Annotated in this window: 14 protein-coding genes; 5 read left to right on the top strand and 9 right to left on the bottom strand. The window is 70.4% G+C overall.

Annotated features, from left to right (window positions below; translation table 11 throughout):
- Positions 1-26 precede the first annotated feature (26 nt).
- On the bottom strand, positions 27-1,490 hold the full coding sequence (locus tag ACIA5C_RS05765; protein ID WP_396051614.1) for an alpha/beta hydrolase: 1,464 nt from the start codon (positions 1,488-1,490) through the stop codon (positions 27-29).
- A gap of 260 nt (positions 1,491-1,750) precedes the next feature.
- Here ACIA5C_RS05765 and ACIA5C_RS05770 point away from each other — a divergent pair, with 260 nt between their 5' ends.
- A complete protein-coding gene (locus ACIA5C_RS05770) occupies positions 1,751-2,866 on the top strand; it encodes a PQQ-dependent sugar dehydrogenase (RefSeq protein ID WP_396051616.1) in 1,116 nt (371 codons plus the stop codon).
- 42 nt (positions 2,867-2,908) lie between these two features.
- On the opposite strand, the gene ACIA5C_RS05775 is transcribed toward ACIA5C_RS05770, so the two are convergent.
- The 4 genes from ACIA5C_RS05775 to ACIA5C_RS05790 all read right to left on the bottom strand — a co-directional run bounded on the left by ACIA5C_RS05775 (position 2,909) and on the right by ACIA5C_RS05790 (position 5,943).
- Complete coding sequence (locus tag ACIA5C_RS05775; protein ID WP_396051619.1) at positions 2,909-3,091, bottom strand: hypothetical protein; 183 nt, start codon at positions 3,089-3,091, stop codon at positions 2,909-2,911.
- 153 nt (positions 3,092-3,244) lie between these two features.
- Positions 3,245-3,523 carry a hypothetical protein gene (locus ACIA5C_RS05780; RefSeq protein WP_396051621.1) on the bottom strand — a complete coding sequence of 93 codons (279 nt, stop codon included), beginning with the start codon at positions 3,521-3,523 and terminating at the stop codon, positions 3,245-3,247.
- A gap of 10 nt (positions 3,524-3,533) precedes the next feature.
- Positions 3,534-5,207 (bottom strand): sodium:solute symporter family protein, encoded by a 1,674-nt coding sequence (locus tag ACIA5C_RS05785; RefSeq protein ID WP_396051622.1) that lies wholly within the window; start codon positions 5,205-5,207, stop codon positions 3,534-3,536.
- A gap of 76 nt (positions 5,208-5,283) precedes the next feature.
- On the bottom strand, positions 5,284-5,943 hold the full coding sequence (locus ACIA5C_RS05790) for a TetR/AcrR family transcriptional regulator (RefSeq protein WP_396051624.1): 660 nt from the start codon (positions 5,941-5,943) through the stop codon (positions 5,284-5,286).
- Between the two features lie 72 nt (positions 5,944-6,015).
- Here ACIA5C_RS05790 and ACIA5C_RS05795 point away from each other — a divergent pair, with 72 nt between their 5' ends.
- A complete protein-coding gene (locus ACIA5C_RS05795) occupies positions 6,016-7,185 on the top strand; it encodes an FAD-dependent monooxygenase (protein ID WP_396051626.1) in 1,170 nt (389 codons plus the stop codon).
- A gap of 95 nt (positions 7,186-7,280) precedes the next feature.
- Here ACIA5C_RS05795 and ACIA5C_RS05800 read toward each other — a convergent pair whose 3' ends face one another.
- Both ACIA5C_RS05800 and ACIA5C_RS05805 read right to left on the bottom strand, forming a co-directional pair.
- Positions 7,281-7,934 (bottom strand): HAD family hydrolase, encoded by a 654-nt coding sequence (locus tag ACIA5C_RS05800; protein ID WP_396051628.1) that lies wholly within the window; start codon positions 7,932-7,934, stop codon positions 7,281-7,283.
- Positions 7,931-8,803, bottom strand: coding sequence for an LLM class F420-dependent oxidoreductase (locus ACIA5C_RS05805; protein ID WP_396051631.1), 873 nt, complete (start codon positions 8,801-8,803; stop codon positions 7,931-7,933). The genes ACIA5C_RS05800 and ACIA5C_RS05805 overlap by 4 nt, the downstream gene beginning before the upstream one ends.
- 233 nt (positions 8,804-9,036) lie before the next feature.
- On the opposite strand from ACIA5C_RS05805, the gene ACIA5C_RS05810 reads away from it, so the two are divergent.
- Positions 9,037-10,401, top strand: coding sequence for a glycosyltransferase (locus ACIA5C_RS05810; RefSeq protein WP_396051633.1), 1,365 nt, complete (start codon positions 9,037-9,039; stop codon positions 10,399-10,401).
- A 6-nt stretch (positions 10,402-10,407) separates the two neighbouring features.
- On the opposite strand, the gene fgd is transcribed toward ACIA5C_RS05810, so the two are convergent.
- Both fgd and ACIA5C_RS05820 read right to left on the bottom strand, forming a co-directional pair.
- Positions 10,408-11,406 carry a glucose-6-phosphate dehydrogenase (coenzyme-F420) gene (fgd, locus tag ACIA5C_RS05815; RefSeq protein ID WP_396051635.1) on the bottom strand — a complete coding sequence of 333 codons (999 nt, stop codon included), beginning with the start codon at positions 11,404-11,406 and terminating at the stop codon, positions 10,408-10,410.
- A 10-nt stretch (positions 11,407-11,416) separates the two neighbouring features.
- Positions 11,417-13,231, bottom strand: coding sequence for a sigma-70 family RNA polymerase sigma factor (locus tag ACIA5C_RS05820; protein ID WP_396051637.1), 1,815 nt, complete (start codon positions 13,229-13,231; stop codon positions 11,417-11,419).
- Between the two features lie 215 nt (positions 13,232-13,446).
- Here ACIA5C_RS05820 and ACIA5C_RS05825 point away from each other — a divergent pair, with 215 nt between their 5' ends.
- On the top strand, positions 13,447-14,589 hold the full coding sequence (locus tag ACIA5C_RS05825; RefSeq protein ID WP_396051640.1) for a PP2C family protein-serine/threonine phosphatase: 1,143 nt from the start codon (positions 13,447-13,449) through the stop codon (positions 14,587-14,589).
- A 60-nt stretch (positions 14,590-14,649) separates the two neighbouring features.
- Entirely contained in the window at positions 14,650-15,117 is a 468-nt protein-coding gene (locus ACIA5C_RS05830) for a MarR family winged helix-turn-helix transcriptional regulator (RefSeq protein WP_396051643.1), read from the top strand.
- Positions 15,118-15,128 lie beyond the last annotated feature (11 nt).

The following is a 15,128-nucleotide window of genomic DNA, read 5'->3' on the forward strand; positions in this document are numbered from 1 at the left end:
CGTGACGAGAACCACCCCGCCGGCCGTCACCCCACTCCGAACGGCTCCGGCTCGACCGGTTTGCACGTGGTTCCCGGGGCAGGGGTGTCCAGGGTGATCAGGTAGTGGTCGACCAGGCCGCTCACGCACTTGGTCTTGCTGTAGGCGACGTGACCCCAGCCCCGATAGCGCAGCAGCACCGCCTTCGGGCCCAGCTCCCGGGTCACGTGGGCCGCCCAGGCGTAAGCGGTCGCCGGGTCGTGGGCCGCGTTGACCAGCAGCGTCGGGATCGGTGACGGGGTGAGCGGGGCCTGCGGGGCGGCCGGCCGGTTGGGCCAGCCCAGACAGCCCGAGGTCGCCGTCACGGCCAGCGGCGAGGCGAGGATCTGCGGCGCCCGGGCGGCGAGCGCGCGCAGCCGGGCCTGGTAGTCGGTGAAGCCGCCGGCCGGCAGCTTCCAGTCGGCGCAGAAGACGGCCGGGAAGCTGTGATCGGTCAGGTCGGGGGTGGCCTTCCGGCCCTCCGGTCTGAGCGCCTGGGCGTCCCGCAGGTAGTAGGCGAACGAGTACCACTGCGGGTCGTAGAACGCGGCGAAAGCGGCCGCGAGCAGGTCGGACAGGCGCAGCTTGTGCAGGTGGTCGTACGGATCCAGCAGCGTGCCGGCCCGCGCCCGCGCCATCAGCCCGGCCCACAGCGCGCGGATGTCCTGGCCGCGCACCACGCACCGGACGTCGCGGGAACACCAGGCGATGAACTGCTCGAACGAGTCCTGGGCGGCGTCGGTCTCCTGGGTGAGGAAGTCGTCCACGCCCACCGAGTGGTCCATCACGCTGTCGAGGACCAGGGCGCGCAGCCGGCCCGGGAACATCTGGTTGTACTGCTCCCCGAGCAGCGTGCCGTAGGACGCGCCGTAGAAGCTGATCTGGCCGGCCTTCAGCGCGTTCCGCACGGCGTCCATGTCTCGCGCCACGCTGGCCGTGTCGACGTGGGCGAACACCGGGCCGGTGTGCTGCGCGCAGTCGGCGGCCAGCTTGCGGTTGTACGCGACGGTGTCGTCGTACGCCTTCTTCGTCTCGATCAGCGGCGAGGGTGCCGCGTCGACGAGGTCCTGCGAGCAGAGCACGGGTGCGCTGCGGCCGACCCCGCGCGGATCCATGCCGACCAGGTCGAAATACCGGGTCAGCGTGCTGGTGAAGAAGCCGGACGCGTTGAGCACCATGTCGACCGCCGAGCCGCCCGGACCGCCCGGGTTGACCAGCAGCTCGCCGATGCGGTGGGCGGGGTCGGTTGCGGCGCGGCGGGCGATCGCGATCGAGGCGGTCGGGCCGCCCGGATCGGACCAGTCGGCCGGCACCTTCATCGTGCCGCACTGCACCTTGGCGTCCTCGGGACACGCCTTCCACGAGATGACCGGGGCCAGGGCCGCTTGCGCCGGGGTCTGGGGCACGCCGTACGCCAGAACGGTCGTGATCGTCAGCAGCGCAACCGGCAACGGCCGCGTCCAAGCTCGCACCGGTTCGTCTCTCCGCCCTGCGGCCGCCGGACCGCGCGGCCTCATCTTCGAACGGGGGGCCGGGCCGAGTCCGGCAAACTGTGTTTATGCGCTCGATCGCTGTATTTATGCGCACTGTGCCTCTGCGCTCGATCGCGCGTGCGCCGCTGGGAGTTGATGAGTTCAGGATGCGCCCGGCGACGGCTTCGCCGGCGGCGGTCACAGCCTGAACTCATCAACGCGGCAACGCGCTCCTCGCTGGGGCGTGGCACGGTGGATGGATGACCTCACGCTTGCGCACGTGCCTGGTCGTCCTGGCGGCCGGTGTTCTCGCGGCCTGCTCATCGGGCTCACCCACCCCGGACGCCGCGCCGACGACCCCGTCGACCCCGGCGCCCGCGCCCGTCTCCGGTTCCTCGGCTGGCAAAACGGGAACGCCCGATTTGTCCCGTCCGCAGACCGTTGCTGACGGCCTTGGGGTGCCGTGGGGGCTTGCCTTCCTTCCCGACGGCTCGGCGCTGGTCAGTGAGCGGGAGAAGGCTGACATTCTGCAGGTTTCGACGGACGGGGGCACGCCGAAGAAGGTCTACCGGATGCCCGGGGTGGACCCGGCCGGCGAGGGCGGCCTGCTCGGCATCGCCGCTGACCCGCACTACGCGCAGAACAAATGGCTCTACGCCATGTTCACCGCGAAGGACGACAACCGGATCGTCCGGTTCAAGCTGGACGACGGCGGCAAGCCTCAGGTCATCCTGAAGGGGATCACCAAGAACGTGATTCACAACGGCGGGCGGCTGGCCTTCGGCCCCGACGGTTTTCTGTACGCGGGGACGGGTGACGGCGGCACGGGCGGCGGCCCCGCGCAGGACAAGACGGATCTCAACGGCAAGATCCTGCGCCTGACCACGGACGGCCGACCGGCGCCCGGCGACCCGTTCCCGGGCTCGCCGGTCTTCAGCTACGGCCACCGCAACGTGCAGGGCCTCGCCTGGGCGTCCGACGGCACGATGTACGGGATCGAGTTCGGCCAGAACACCTGGGACGAGGTCAACATCATCAAGCCGGGGAAGAACTACGGCTGGCCGGACGCCGAGGGCAAAACCGGCAACCCGAAGTACGAGGACCCGATCGTGCAGTGGCACACCGACGACGCCTCCCCGTCGGGCGCCGCGATCTCCGGCCGCACGCTCTACGTGGCCGGGCTCAGGGGCGAGCGGCTGTGGACGGTCCCGCTCGACGGCGGACCGCCCAAGGCCGAGTTGACGGGCAGGTACGGCCGCCTGCGCACGGTCGCCATCGCACCGGACGGCGCACTCTGGCTGACCACCTCGAACCAGGACGGCCGCGGCGACCCCAAACCGAACGACGACCGCATCCTGCGGTTCCCGGCCGCCTGAAACTGAAAGGGCCCGGATCATCGTTGATCCGGGCCCTTCGCATCACTTGCGCTTGGGTGGGATTTCGGGCAGGGCCGAGATCGCGGTGGCGTACTGGGCTACCTTCCGGCCGTTGGGCACCACTCCGACTGCTCGGAGCTGATCCTGGATCGCCTGCGCAACCGCATCCTCGGACTGGCCGCGGTGCGTCTGCGAGACCTTGTTGACGACGTAGTCGACGCGCACTTGTTGTTGCCACCCGGCGGTGCGACTGCCGCCCGCGGTAGCGAAGCTGACTGAGGACAGGGGTTCCATGCCCCGTGTAATCGGAAGGTCAGACCGCAACCCAACATATGAGGAAGCTGTGCAACCCGGTCGCAACCGGGTCACACCGCTTCGTCAATCAGTTGGCCCGGCGTCGTCCGCTTCATCGGCCCCCGGTTCGGGCGTGGGCAGCGGGTTGAGGCGCAGCCAGAGCAGCATCAGCAGCCCGACCACGAGCATGCCGAGGCCCATCCAGAGGTTGATCCGTACGCCCTGGGCCTTCTCGATCTCGGAGTGGTTGTCGAACAGCCCGATCAACGTGACGATCACGCCGTAGATCGTGAACAGGCCGCCGATCACCAGCCGGACGTCGAAGAGCCGCGCCGCCTTCTTGGTTTTGGTGTCTTGCGCCATGACTGCTCTCCTACCAGATCGGGATGTACAGGGCGAGGGCGATCACCACGGCGATCACGCCGAGGACCACCGGGTTGCGCCACCACGTCGTGCCCTCGGCCAGGATGACCTCGCCGCTCGGGGTGCTGCTGCCCAGGCCGTAGACCAGCCCGCGCAACTCCGACTCGTCCTTCGCCTTGGTGAACATGGTGACGATCACCGCGACCACGACCGCGACCACGAAGGCCAGGCCGGCGCCCCAGAAGCTCTCCTCGAGGTCGGAGCCGAACTTGAAGACGTCGGACAGGTAGCCGACGTACAGCACCAGCGAGGCGAGGAAGCCGAGGACCAGCGAGTAGAACCCGGCCCACGAGGACATCCGCTTCCAGAACATGCCGACGATGAACGTGGCGAACAGCGGCGCGTTGAAGAGCGAGAACAGCGCCTGGATGTAGTTCTGGATGTTGGAGTAGCCGGACGCGATGAACGCGGTACCGATGCCGATCAGCACGCCGATGATCGTGGCGATCCGGCCGACCCGCAGGTAGTAGTCGTCGCTGCGGTCCTTGCGGACGTAGGACTGCCAGATGTCGTACGTGAACACCGTGTTGAAGCCGCTCACGTTGGCGGCCATGCCGGCCATGAACGAGGCGAGCAGCCCGGTGACCGCGACGCCGAGCACGCCGTTCGGCAGCAGGTCGCGCATCAGCAGCGGGATCGCGTTGTTGTACTGCAGGTCGCCGTTCTTGGCGCCCAGCCCCTTGACGGTGACGACGGCGATCAGGCCGGGGATCACGGTCAGGAGCGGGATGAAGATCTTCGGGAACGCGCCGATGATCGGCGTACGCCGGGCCGCGTTCATGTCCTTGGCGCTCAGCGCCCGCTGCACCTCGGCGAAGTTTGTCGTCCAGTAGCCGAACGACAGCACGAAGCCGAGCCCGAAGACGATGCCGATCCAGTTGGCTCCGAGCGGGTTGTGCGTCGAGCCGGTAACCGACCAGGTGTGCAGGGCGGCGTCGCCGAGCTTGGTCGCCCGCACCTTCTCGGTCAGGCCGTGCCAGCCGCCGACCTTGACCAGGCCGATGATCGTGATCGGGATGAGCCCGGCCAGGATCACGAAGAACTGCAGCACCTCGTTGTAGATCGCCGAGGAGAGCCCGCCGATGCTGATGTAGGTCAGCACGATCGCGGCGCCGATGACGATCGACAGCCAGAGCGGCCAGCCGAGCAGCGCCTGCAGGATGAGGGCCAGGGCGTACAGGTTGACGCCGGCGATCAGCACCTGGGCCAGCGCGAAGCTGACCGCGTTGAACAGGTGGGTCGAGTTGTTGAAGCGGCGGCGCAGGAACTCGGGAACGCTGCGTACCTTCGAGCCGTAGTAGAACGGCATCATCACGATGCCCAGGAACACCATCGCCGGCACCGCGCCGACCCAGTAGTAGTGGACGGTGAGCAGGCCGTACTGGGCGCCGTTGGCCGCCATGCCGATGATCTCGAGGGCGCCGAGGTTGGCCGAGACGAACGCCAGCCCGGTCACCCAGGCCGGCATGGAACGGCCGGAGAGGAAGAAGTCGGCACTCGACTTGATCGCTCTTCGGGCCGCGAACCCGATCCCGAGCACCGTGACGAAATAAAGCGCGAGGATCAGGTAGTCGAATATGTCGAGATTCAGCCGTAGGCCACTCGCCGCTGCCAGTTCCTGCACGGGCACCTCCTCCGAGCGAAGTCGGCAGCCGACTACCCCGCGCGAGGATCTTTCACACCTGAATGCGTCCTGATCGCTACCGGCCGCGAATCAGCACCTCAAGGCCGTCCAGGATGCGTTCGAGCCCGAACGAGAACGCCTCGTCCGTACCGCCGCTGACCGCGATGTCGGCTATCGCCGCGGCGACCGCCGGGAAGCGGTCAGCATGCTCGGACATGGCCCGCAGCAGTGACTGCTCGGGGGCCTTCTGCACGTTCTGACCGGCGATCATGCGGACGTGCCCGGCCACGGTGGCCACGGTATCCATGCGCTCGGCGCCGGTCAGGGCCGGCGGGAGTACGCGGAGTGCCTGTTCGGTCCAACCGAGTTCGTTCGGGCCGATCGGGCGGGATCCGGTCGTCGCCTCCTGAACCCACGCGCGCCCTTCGCAGGCCGTCAGGAGCGCCCGCGCCCACGCCTGGAGCCCCTCGCGCCACGGCTGTTCCCCGATGACCGGCGGCTCGCCGATCGCGCGTTCGATCATGGCCGCGACCAGCTCGGCCTTGCCCGGCAGATAGCGGTAGAGCGACATCTTGGTGTAGCCGAGGTCGGCGGCGACCCGCTGCATCGAGACCGCGGCCAGGCCCTCGGCGTCGGCGATCGCGATGGCCGCGTCGGCGATCTTGTCGAGCGTCAGCGCCGGCTTGGGCCCGCGGGTCGGCCGGGCTCGCTCCTGCCACAAGAAGTCGCCTGTCATCTTGCGCTCCCTTCAAACCGTGTCTACCGTACACAGAAGTAATTGAGTCCACCGGACACAGTTGGAGTCGACATGCGGATCCTCATTTCCGGCGCAAGCATCGCCGGGCCTGCGCTGGCCTACTGGCTCGGCCGCTACGGCCACCAGCCGACGATCGTCGAGATCGCCCCGGCCCTGCGCACCGGCGGCAGCGCGGTCGACTTCCGCGGGCCGCTGCACATGAGCGTGCTGTCGAAGATGGGCATCCTCGACGCGCTGCGGGCGGTCGAGACCCACGGCACCGAGATGCGGTTCGTCGATGCACAGGGGGCGACGTTGATGGCGTGGCCGGCCGGCCTGGCCGGCGGCGACCTCGAGGTGCAGCGCGGCGACCTGGCCCGCATCCTCTGCGACGCGGCCGGCGACCGCACCGAATACCTGTTCGGCGACCGCATCGCGGCCATGACCGACACGCCGGCCGGCGTCGAGGTGACGTTCGCGAGCGGCCTGCAGCGCCGCTTCGACCTGGTTATCGGCGCCGACGGGGTGCACTCGGCGGTGCGCCGGTTCACGTTCGGGCCGGAGGAAGAGTTCGTGAAGCACCTCGGCTACTACGTGGCCGGCTGGGAGGTGCCCGCTCCGCTGGGCCCGGACGACGCCCTCGTCATGCACAACACCCCGGGCCGCATGGCCGGCGCCGGCCGCGGGGGCGCCACCTTCTGCTTCCGCTCACCCAAGCTGTCGTACGACCGGCACGACCCCGTGGCGGCCCGGCAGATCCTGCGCGACCGCTACGCCGGCATGGGCTGGCTGACCCCGGAACTGCTCTCCCACCTCGACTCGGCCGACGGCTTCTGGTTCGACCAGATCTGCCGCGTCGACAACCCGGCCTGGACGCGCGGCCGGGTGGCGCTGGTCGGCGACGCCGCCTGCGGGGCCACCATCGGCGGCCAGGGCAACGGCACCGCACTCGTCTCGGCGTACGTCCTGGCCGGCGAACTCGCCGCCGCCGGCGGCGACCACACCGTGGCGTTCCCCCGCTATGAGCAGCGGATCGGCAAGTTCGCCCGCGGCACCCAGAAAGGCGGCGACACCACCGGCATGTTCCTCGCCCCGAAGACCGCGACCGGCATCCGCCTGCGCAACTACGTCAACAACCAGAAGTGGTTCCTCGACCTGACCTTCAAAATCGCCGGACACCGCAGCACCAACCTGACCCTGCCTGCTTATGCGCTCGATCGCGCGTGCGCCGCTGAAAGTTGATGAGTTCAGGGCGCGCCCGGCGACGGCTTCGCCGGCGGCGATCGCGTCCTGAACTCATCAACGCGGCAACGCGCTCCTCGCTGGTGATGCCCTGATCAGCGTAGCGCGGCGACCGCGTCGGCGGTCAGGGCGTCGATGCCGGTGACCGTCAACGACGCCATGGCCAGCGCGTCGGCCGCCGGTGGATAGACCCCGTGCGGGACGGCGATCACCGCCGTCCCGGCCGCGCCGGCCGAGCGGAGGCCGTTGCTCGAGTCTTCGATCGCCGCGCACTCGGCCGGTGGCAGTCCCAGCTTGTCGGCCGCGGTCAGATAGACGTCGGGCGCCGGCTTGCCGCGCGGCACCTCCTCGGTCGACAGGGTGACCGCGAAGGCGTCGGTCAGACCGGCGGTGGCCAGCACCTGGTCGATGAGGATGCGCGCCGACGAGCTGGCCAGGGCGAGCGTGAACCGCTCCCCCAGCCGGCGGACGGCCGGCACCGCGCCCTCGATCAGCGGCAGGTCGGCCCGGTAGCGCACGGCCATCCGGGCCAGCACGTCGTCCGCGACCTGCGACGGTGTGCGCGGGACGCCGACCTCCTCGGCCAGGTGCCGGGACCACTCCGGGGTGCTCATGCCCATCATGCGGTCCTGGCTGTCGGGGAGGAACTGCTTGCCGTACTCGGCCACGTAGCCGCGCCGGACCTCCTCCCAGACCTCCTCGGAGTCGATGATGACGCCGTCCAGGTCGAAGATGACCGCCCTGATCACAGGCCCTCGATCGCCGGGATGATCTCCTTCTGGAAGGTCTCGAACTGCTCGGTGACCCACGGCCGCTTCACGCCGCCGTGCGCGACCGTGAAGCCCATCGCGGCGAGGTTGCGCAGATTGGTGAGGATCTCGCCGACGTTTTCACCGTTCTCCCCCAGGTCGAACCGGAAGAGCACGGTCTTCTCGATGTCGTCGTAATTGCGGCCGACGTCGTCGCAGTGCTGCTTGAGCACGTCGAGCTTGTGCTGCACCTCGGGTGTCGGGAAGAGGTTGCAGGCGTCGGCGTACTGGGCGACCAGCCGCAGCGTCTTCTTCTCGCCCCCGCCACCGATCAGGATCGGCGGGTGCGGGCGGCTCAGCGGGAGGGGCGAGTTGAGCAGCCGGCCGAGCTGGTAGTGCTGACCCTGGAACGGCGTCTCGTCGCCGTGGAACATCTGGAGGCAGATCTTCAGCGCCTCTTCGAGCCGCTCGAAGCGTTCCTTGGTCGGCGGGAACAGCAGGCCGAGCCCGCGCGACTCCTCCTCGTTCCACGCCGCGCCGATGCCGAGCATGGCGCGGCCGCCGGAGAGCACGTCGAGGCTGGTGACCGCCTTGGCGAGCAGCCCCGGGTCGCGGTAGGTGACGCCGGTGACCAGGGTGAGGAGCTTGACGTTGCGTGTCCTGGCGGCCAGGTAGCCGAGGGCGGTGTAGGCCTCGAGCATCTCGTGCTCGGGCGGGCCGTTGACCCCGATCTGCCAGAGATGATCCATCACGCTGACCCGGTCGAAACCGGCCTCGTCGGCCGCGGCGGCGATGTCGCCGAAGACGGCGCCGAGCCGGGGAGCGCCTTCGGGCCAGGTGAAATCGGCGATGTGCAGACCAAGCTTCACTGCGACAGTTCCCTTCGTCCGTGACAAAACAAACCCTACCCCCAAAACCCCCTTCTTGTACGCAGAGTAATCGCCCAACAAACCGCAAACCGGGCCGTCGCCGTATTTTCCGGGCGGCATCGGCCGCGCCCGAAACGAACCGCTGAGCCGAGGCCCCTCCACCGTTCCGGCGGGTTGCCGGACGGGTGCCGACCGGTAGCTTCGAAGATCGAATCAACGCGAGGAGCACCGCCATGCCTCCCTCACCGCCCGACCGGCCGCCCTACCGGCGGCCCCACCGGCCGCGGCGATCGTCACTCTCCGTAAGCATCGTGATCCCGGTCCGGGACGCGGCCGGTCTGCCCCCGATGCTGCGCGCGCTACCCGCCGCCGACGAGCTGATCGTCGTGACCGCCGCCCCGGTGCCCGAAGCGGTGGTGCTCGCCGCGTACCCCGGCGCCGTCCTGGTTCGCCAGACCCGCGCCGGCCTCGGCAACGCGCTCGCCTGCGGCGTGGCGGCCGGCACCGGCGACGTGGTGGTCATCCTGGACGGCGACGGCGCGACCGACCCCGGCGAGCTGCCGCGCTATGTGGACGCGCTGGTGGCCGGCGCGGACGTGGCCGCCGGTTCCCGCTACCGCGAGGGCGGCCGCGACCTGACCACCGGCCGTTTCCGCCGCGCCCTCAACCTCGCGCTGGTCTGGCTCCTCAACACCCTCTACCGCGTGCGCCGCACCGACCCCGGTTTCGGCTACACCGCCTTCTGGCGCGACGCCGCGGACCGCCTGGCCCTGCCCGACCCGTCGGCCACACTCCCGGTGTGGGGCGACGGCCCCGAGATCGAGGCCCTCCTCGCCGTACGCGCCGCCGCCCGCGGCCTGACCGTCACCGAGGTTCCCGGCGTCGCCTATCCCCGCCTGCGCCGCAACTCCCGCCACAACCGCACCACCGTCCGGCACTGGCTGCGTGCCCTCCGGACCGAGTTCCGCACCCGCACCCGTCACCCACCCCGCCACTCGGCCCTGCCCGACCCGGAGTTCGCTCAGCAGTCCAACCGCGCCGCCGTCGCACCGGCGCCGGACCGCCACTCGGCCCCATCCGGCGCCGACTTCACCCAGCCGTCCACCCACGCCATCACCCCACCCCGGCCGGACCGCCACTCAGCCCCGCCCGGCGCCGACTTCGCCCAGCCGTCCACCCACGCCATCACCCCACCTCGGGCGGGCCTCCGCGCTGTGCCCGACCGGCGGGTGCCGCCCGCGGATCGTCGCGCCGCCGGAGAACAGGGCGGTCCCGCCGAGCCGATCTGGGGGCCGCCGCGGCGCAACCCGGAGCCGGCTGACCTCTGGCTTGCCGACATTCCGGCTCCGCTCGACCGTCCGGCGTACCCGGCGAGCGCTTCGGGGCCACGTACGGGAGACGTGCGCCGGGACGGCGAGGATGCGGAGGAGCCGCCGCGTGAGGTCGGCACGCGGCGCCGGCACCTCGAGGGTTATCGGCAGCGGCCCGACCTGCGGGTGATCAACGGCGAGGGGACCGAGAGCGGGCTCCCTCGCAGCGGCCGGCTGCGCGCCGTGCCGCCGCGGGAGATCACTGGGGGCCGGCCCGGTCCCCAGTGACCGTGGTCAGCCGCGGTCGCGCAGCTGGGGCAGGATCTGCTCGGCGTAGAGGCGCAGGAAGCGCTCCTGGTCGGGGCCCGGCGCGTGGAAGACCAGGTGCTTGAAGCCCATGTCGAGATATTCGCCGACCAGCCGGGCGTGCTCGGCCGGGTCGGACGAGCAGATCCAGCGGGTCACGGTGCGCTCGACCGGCAGCGCGTCGGCCCGTCGCTGCATCTCGATCGGGTCCTCGACGCCGGTCTTCTCGTCCGGCGAGAGGGCCAGCGCACCCCAGTAGTGGGTGTCGTTGCGGGCCTTGTCGATGTCTTCGTCGAAGGACACCTTCACCTCGATCAGCAGGTCGAGGTCGTCGAGCTTGCGACCCGCCTTCTCGGCACCTTCCTTGACCGCCGGGAGCAAGGTTTCGGTGTAGAGGTCGTGGCCCTTGCCGCTGGTGGTGATGAAGCCGTCGGCGACCCGGCCGGCCAGGCGCGTCGCGGCCGGGCCGGAGGCGCCGATGTAGATCGGCACCGGGATCTCCGGCTTGTCGTAGATGGTCGCGACCTCGGTCGAGTAGTACTGCCCCTCGAAGCTCACGCGGTCCTCGGCCCAGAGCTGCTTGATCAGCTGGACCGACTCCTTGAGCCGGGCGAACCGCTCCTTACCGTCCGGCCACGGGATGCCGAGCGGCACCTCGTTGAGCGACTCGCCGGAGCCGACGCCGAGCACCACGCGGCCCGGCGCCAGCATGCCGAGGGTGGCGAAGGCCTGGGCGACCACGGCCGGGTGGTAGCGGAAGGTCGGCGTGAGCACGCTGGTGCCGATCATCACGCGTTCGGTGCGCGCGGCGAGCGCACCCAGCCACGGCAGCGCGGCCGGCGCGTGCCCGCCGTCGTGCCGCCACGGCTGCAGGTGGTCACTGACGAAGACGGAGTCGAAGCCCAGCTCCTCTGCGAGCACGCCGTAGTTGAGCAGTTCGGTCGGCGGGAACTGCTCCGCCGACGCCTTGTAGCCGAACCGAATCATGTTCAGAACACTAGCCCGCGGCTTTGTACGCCTTACCCGCGTCGGTGGGAGTGTCCCCGTCTTTGTAGAGGCCGAACGGCACGCTGTCGCCGACCGCCGGGAGCGCGAACCACGCGTAGCGCTCGACGTACGAGCGGCTCTGCAGGCCCTTGGTGGTGCCCGTGATGAAGGCGACCTCCTGGGCCCCGGTCGGGTATTTGGGCGAGCCGGAGAAGTTCTGCAGGCCGTACTCGGTGATCCAGATCGGCTTGCCGTAACGCTTGTGCACGGCGTCGACGTAGCCGAGGAACTGGTTGACCGCGGCGTCGCTGAAGTCGGAGCCGTACCAGTGCAGGGTGATGAAGTCGACGCGGTAGCCCTTGCCGGCCGCGCCGGTCATGAAGCGGTCGAGCCAGCCGCCGGCCTGGTCGCCGCCGTACGAGACGGCCGGGCTGCCCAGCCGCATGCCGGTCGCCTCGAGCTTGGGCCAGGCGGCGAGCGCGTCCTCCACGCTCATGTTGGCCTGGCCGCCCTGGTCGGGCTCGTTGAAGCCCAGCAACTCGGTGCCCTCGCTCTTGGCCTGTTTCAGGGTGGCGTCGGTGACGTTCTGCTTGCCCCAGATCATCGGCACGAACTCGACGCCGGACGGGCCGGGTACGTCGTTGTTGTTGGACGCCCAGTTGTAGTACCAGGTGGCGCCGACGTCGTGCAGGGCGTCCTTGAGCCCGGTGAACTTCCAGACGCTCACGCCTTTCTTGCCGCTCACCTTGGCCGTGACGACGACCGGCTTGGTGGTCTTCTTCCGCGTGGCGGTCGGCGACGGGGAGAGCGAGGGCGACGCGGACGGCGACGACGGCGCGGGCACGGCGGCGCGGGCGACGGGCCGCTGCGTCGCCACCGCGACGGCGGCGGCCGGCTTGGTGGGGGTGTCCTGGTGCTGATAGACCACGACCGCCGCACCGGCACCGGCGACCGCGGTGGTCGAGAGCGCCGCGGTCAGCACCCGCCGGGAGATCCCAAAACTGATCTTGGCCGCGAGATGACCGGCGGCCGCGTGGCCACCGGCGCCGGCCGCTGCCGCCTTGACCGTCAGGCCGGCCGGGATCGGCACCAGGGCCATGCCGGCGAGCAGCCGCTCGGCGGCGACCAGACCGTTCCACTGCGGGCCGCACCACTGGCATTCCCGGGTGTGCCGGGCGATCCGCTTGCGCCACAGCGGTCCCGGGCGCCCGTCCCACTCCTGCGTGATCGTCTGGAGCTCGGCGCAGGGCGGCACCGCGGCCAGCACCCGCACGACCACGCGGGCGGTCTCCAGCTGTCCCTTCATGCGCTGGATGCGGACGGCGGCGTGCTGCCGGGTCACCCCGGTCGCGTCGACGATCTCGTCGCGGGTCAGCTCACCGGACGCCTCCAGCCACCACAGCGACAGCAGTTCCCGGTTGTCCTCGTCGAGCCAGCGGGTGGCCTCGGCGGTCTCCCGGCGCTGGCCGGACAGTTCGAGACGGGTGATGGCGAGGTCGGTGAAGTCGGCCCCGGGGTCGCGTACGTCCTCATGGACCAACGCCTCGGGTGCGCCGCGCCGGGCGCGGAACCGCTCCCTCACCTGGCGGACCGTGATCGCCACCAGCCAGGAGCGGAAGGCCTCGGGCTCGCGGAGGTCGTGCAGGTTGCGAAGGACCCGCAGCATGACGTCCTGCACCACGTCGTCGACGTCGGCGTGACCCTCCAGGGAGCGTCCCACGATCGTGTAGACCAGCGGCAGGTAGCCGGCGACCAGCCGGTCGACCGCGGCGTGGTCGCCGGCCCGGGCCGCGATGACGGTCGCGATGTCGGCCTGTTCCGCCATGTTGGTGCCTTCCGTGTCGCCCTGTCGCGGCCGTTGTTGACCGCCCGAGTATGGGGGACGGGCCCGCCTTCCTCGGATAACACGTTTTTCGCGGTCGATCGGATGGGCGGTGACGGCGCGGATCGCGGTTGGCGGCCGGTGCACAGATCCCGATGACGGGCGCCTATCATACTTGCTCTCTGGCAACTATTGCCGTTCAGCGAAGGGATGGTCCAGTGTCCGACCGACCGTTACCAGTCGGCTCGCTGCTGCGTACGGCGCCGCCCGACCGCCTCCCCGAGGTCGCGGCCGCCCACCTGCGCGAGACCTCCGGTGCGGAGCGGGTCGAGGTGCTGCTCGCCGACCTGACCATGAGCACCCTTCGCCCCGTTCTCGACCCGGCCGGCGACCCCGGCGGCCCACTCGAACAGCGCTGCTTCGGCAGCCAGCGCCCGGTCGTCGAGTCGGCGCCGGGCCGCCTCACCCGGGTGCTGCTGCCGCTCAGCGCCTGGGGCGACCGGACCGGAGTGCTGCGCATCGAATTCGGCCGGCCGGTCGACCAGGAACTCACCGAGCAGCTGGCCGACATCGCCGACGAACTGTCGGTCGCCATGCGCGCGGCCGACAAGGACACCGACCGCTACCGCCGCATCCAGCGCCGGCAACGGCTCACCATGGCCGCCGAGCTGCAGTGGGATCTGCTACCCGGCCGGTCGCTCTCGGGTGACCGGTTCCAGCTCGCGGCGGCGCTCGAGCCGGCGTACGCGATGTACGGCGACCACTACGACTGGGTGGTCACCGGCGACCAGCTGACCGTGACCGTGCTCAACGGACACGGCGACGGGATCGAGGCGGCCCTGCTGACCACGGTCGCGGTGAACGCGATGCGCAACGCGCGCCGCTCCGGCGCCGGAATCGTCGAGCAGGCCGAACTGGCGTCGGACGCGGTCTATGCGAAGTACGCCGGAAACGCCCACGTGGCGACCCTGCTGCTCGAGGTCGACCTCGAGTCGGGAGAGGTCGCGGCGGTCGACGCCGGCTCGCCGCGCGCGATGATCGCCAGGAATGGCGAGATTCGCACGGTCACCCTCGACCAGCAACTGCCGCTGGGCATGTTCGACGACGGACGCTACGAGATCCAGCGCTTCCGGCTCGGCGCCGGCGAACGCCTGCTGGTCGTCAGCGACGGCGTGCACGCGGCAACACCGGGCGGACGGCCGCCCTACGGCACGTCGGCCCTGCTCACCGCCGTACGCCGGACGCGCCTGCAGCCGCCCACCGAGGCGGTCGGTACGGTGATACGCGGCCTGCGCGAATACCACGACGGGACCGACCCCGAGGACGACGCCGTGGTGGTCTGCCTGGATTGGCAACGCTGAATCGGCATGATCCGCTGACCGCCGGGGTACGGGCATCGCGCAACGAGCCCAGGAAGGCACATGTCCGGCTCAGATCCAGTGTCCGAGATCGCCACGGCCGTCGAAGCGACCGCCGAGGCGCTCATCGGCGTGCTCGACGCGGCCCGGCTCGCCCAGGTGCCGGCCATCCCCCCGGCCCAGCTGCGGGTGCTCACGATCGTCGCGACCAACCGGCACACCAACATGAGCCGCCTCGCCGAGGCCCTCGAGGTGGTGCCCTCCTCGGCGAGCCGCCTCTGCGACCGCCTCGAAGCGACCGGCCTGCTGCGCCGGGTGCCCGACCCGCGCGACCGGCGCGAGGTCCGGCTGCTGCTGACCACGTCGGCCCGGCGCCTTCTCGACGATCTGCACACCCGGCGGCGGGACGCACTCGCGGCGGTATTGGAACGGATGACGCCGGCCGCGCGCGAGGAGTTGGTGCGGGCGCTACGCGCCTTCCAGGTCGCGACCGGCGAGGACGAGGCGGCGGGCGACCTGCGCACCGCCTAGTTTTTTTCAAT

Origin of the sequence: Actinoplanes sp. NPDC051343, from assembly GCF_044455125.1 — a bacterium.
GTDB lineage: Bacteria > Actinomycetota > Actinomycetes > Mycobacteriales > Micromonosporaceae > Actinoplanes.

Bases quoted from the DNA above. Each gene is read 5' to 3' on its own strand.
- ACIA5C_RS05770 (WP_396051616.1), top strand. From the start codon at position 1,751: ATGACCTCACGCTTGCGCACGTGCCTGGTCGTCCTGGCGGCCGGTGTT.
- ACIA5C_RS05780 (WP_396051621.1), bottom strand. From the start codon at position 3,523: ATGGCGCAAGACACCAAAACCAAGAAGGCGGCGCGGCTCTTCGACGTC.
- ACIA5C_RS05790 (WP_396051624.1), bottom strand. From the start codon at position 5,943: ATGACAGGCGACTTCTTGTGGCAGGAGCGAGCCCGGCCGACCCGCGGG.
- ACIA5C_RS05795 (WP_396051626.1), top strand. From the start codon at position 6,016: ATGCGGATCCTCATTTCCGGCGCAAGCATCGCCGGGCCTGCGCTGGCC.
- ACIA5C_RS05810 (WP_396051633.1), top strand. From the start codon at position 9,037: ATGCCTCCCTCACCGCCCGACCGGCCGCCCTACCGGCGGCCCCACCGG.
- fgd (WP_396051635.1), bottom strand. From the start codon at position 11,406: ATGATTCGGTTCGGCTACAAGGCGTCGGCGGAGCAGTTCCCGCCGACC.
- ACIA5C_RS05820 (WP_396051637.1), bottom strand. From the start codon at position 13,231: ATGGCGGAACAGGCCGACATCGCGACCGTCATCGCGGCCCGGGCCGGC.
- ACIA5C_RS05830 (WP_396051643.1), top strand. From the start codon at position 14,650: ATGTCCGGCTCAGATCCAGTGTCCGAGATCGCCACGGCCGTCGAAGCG.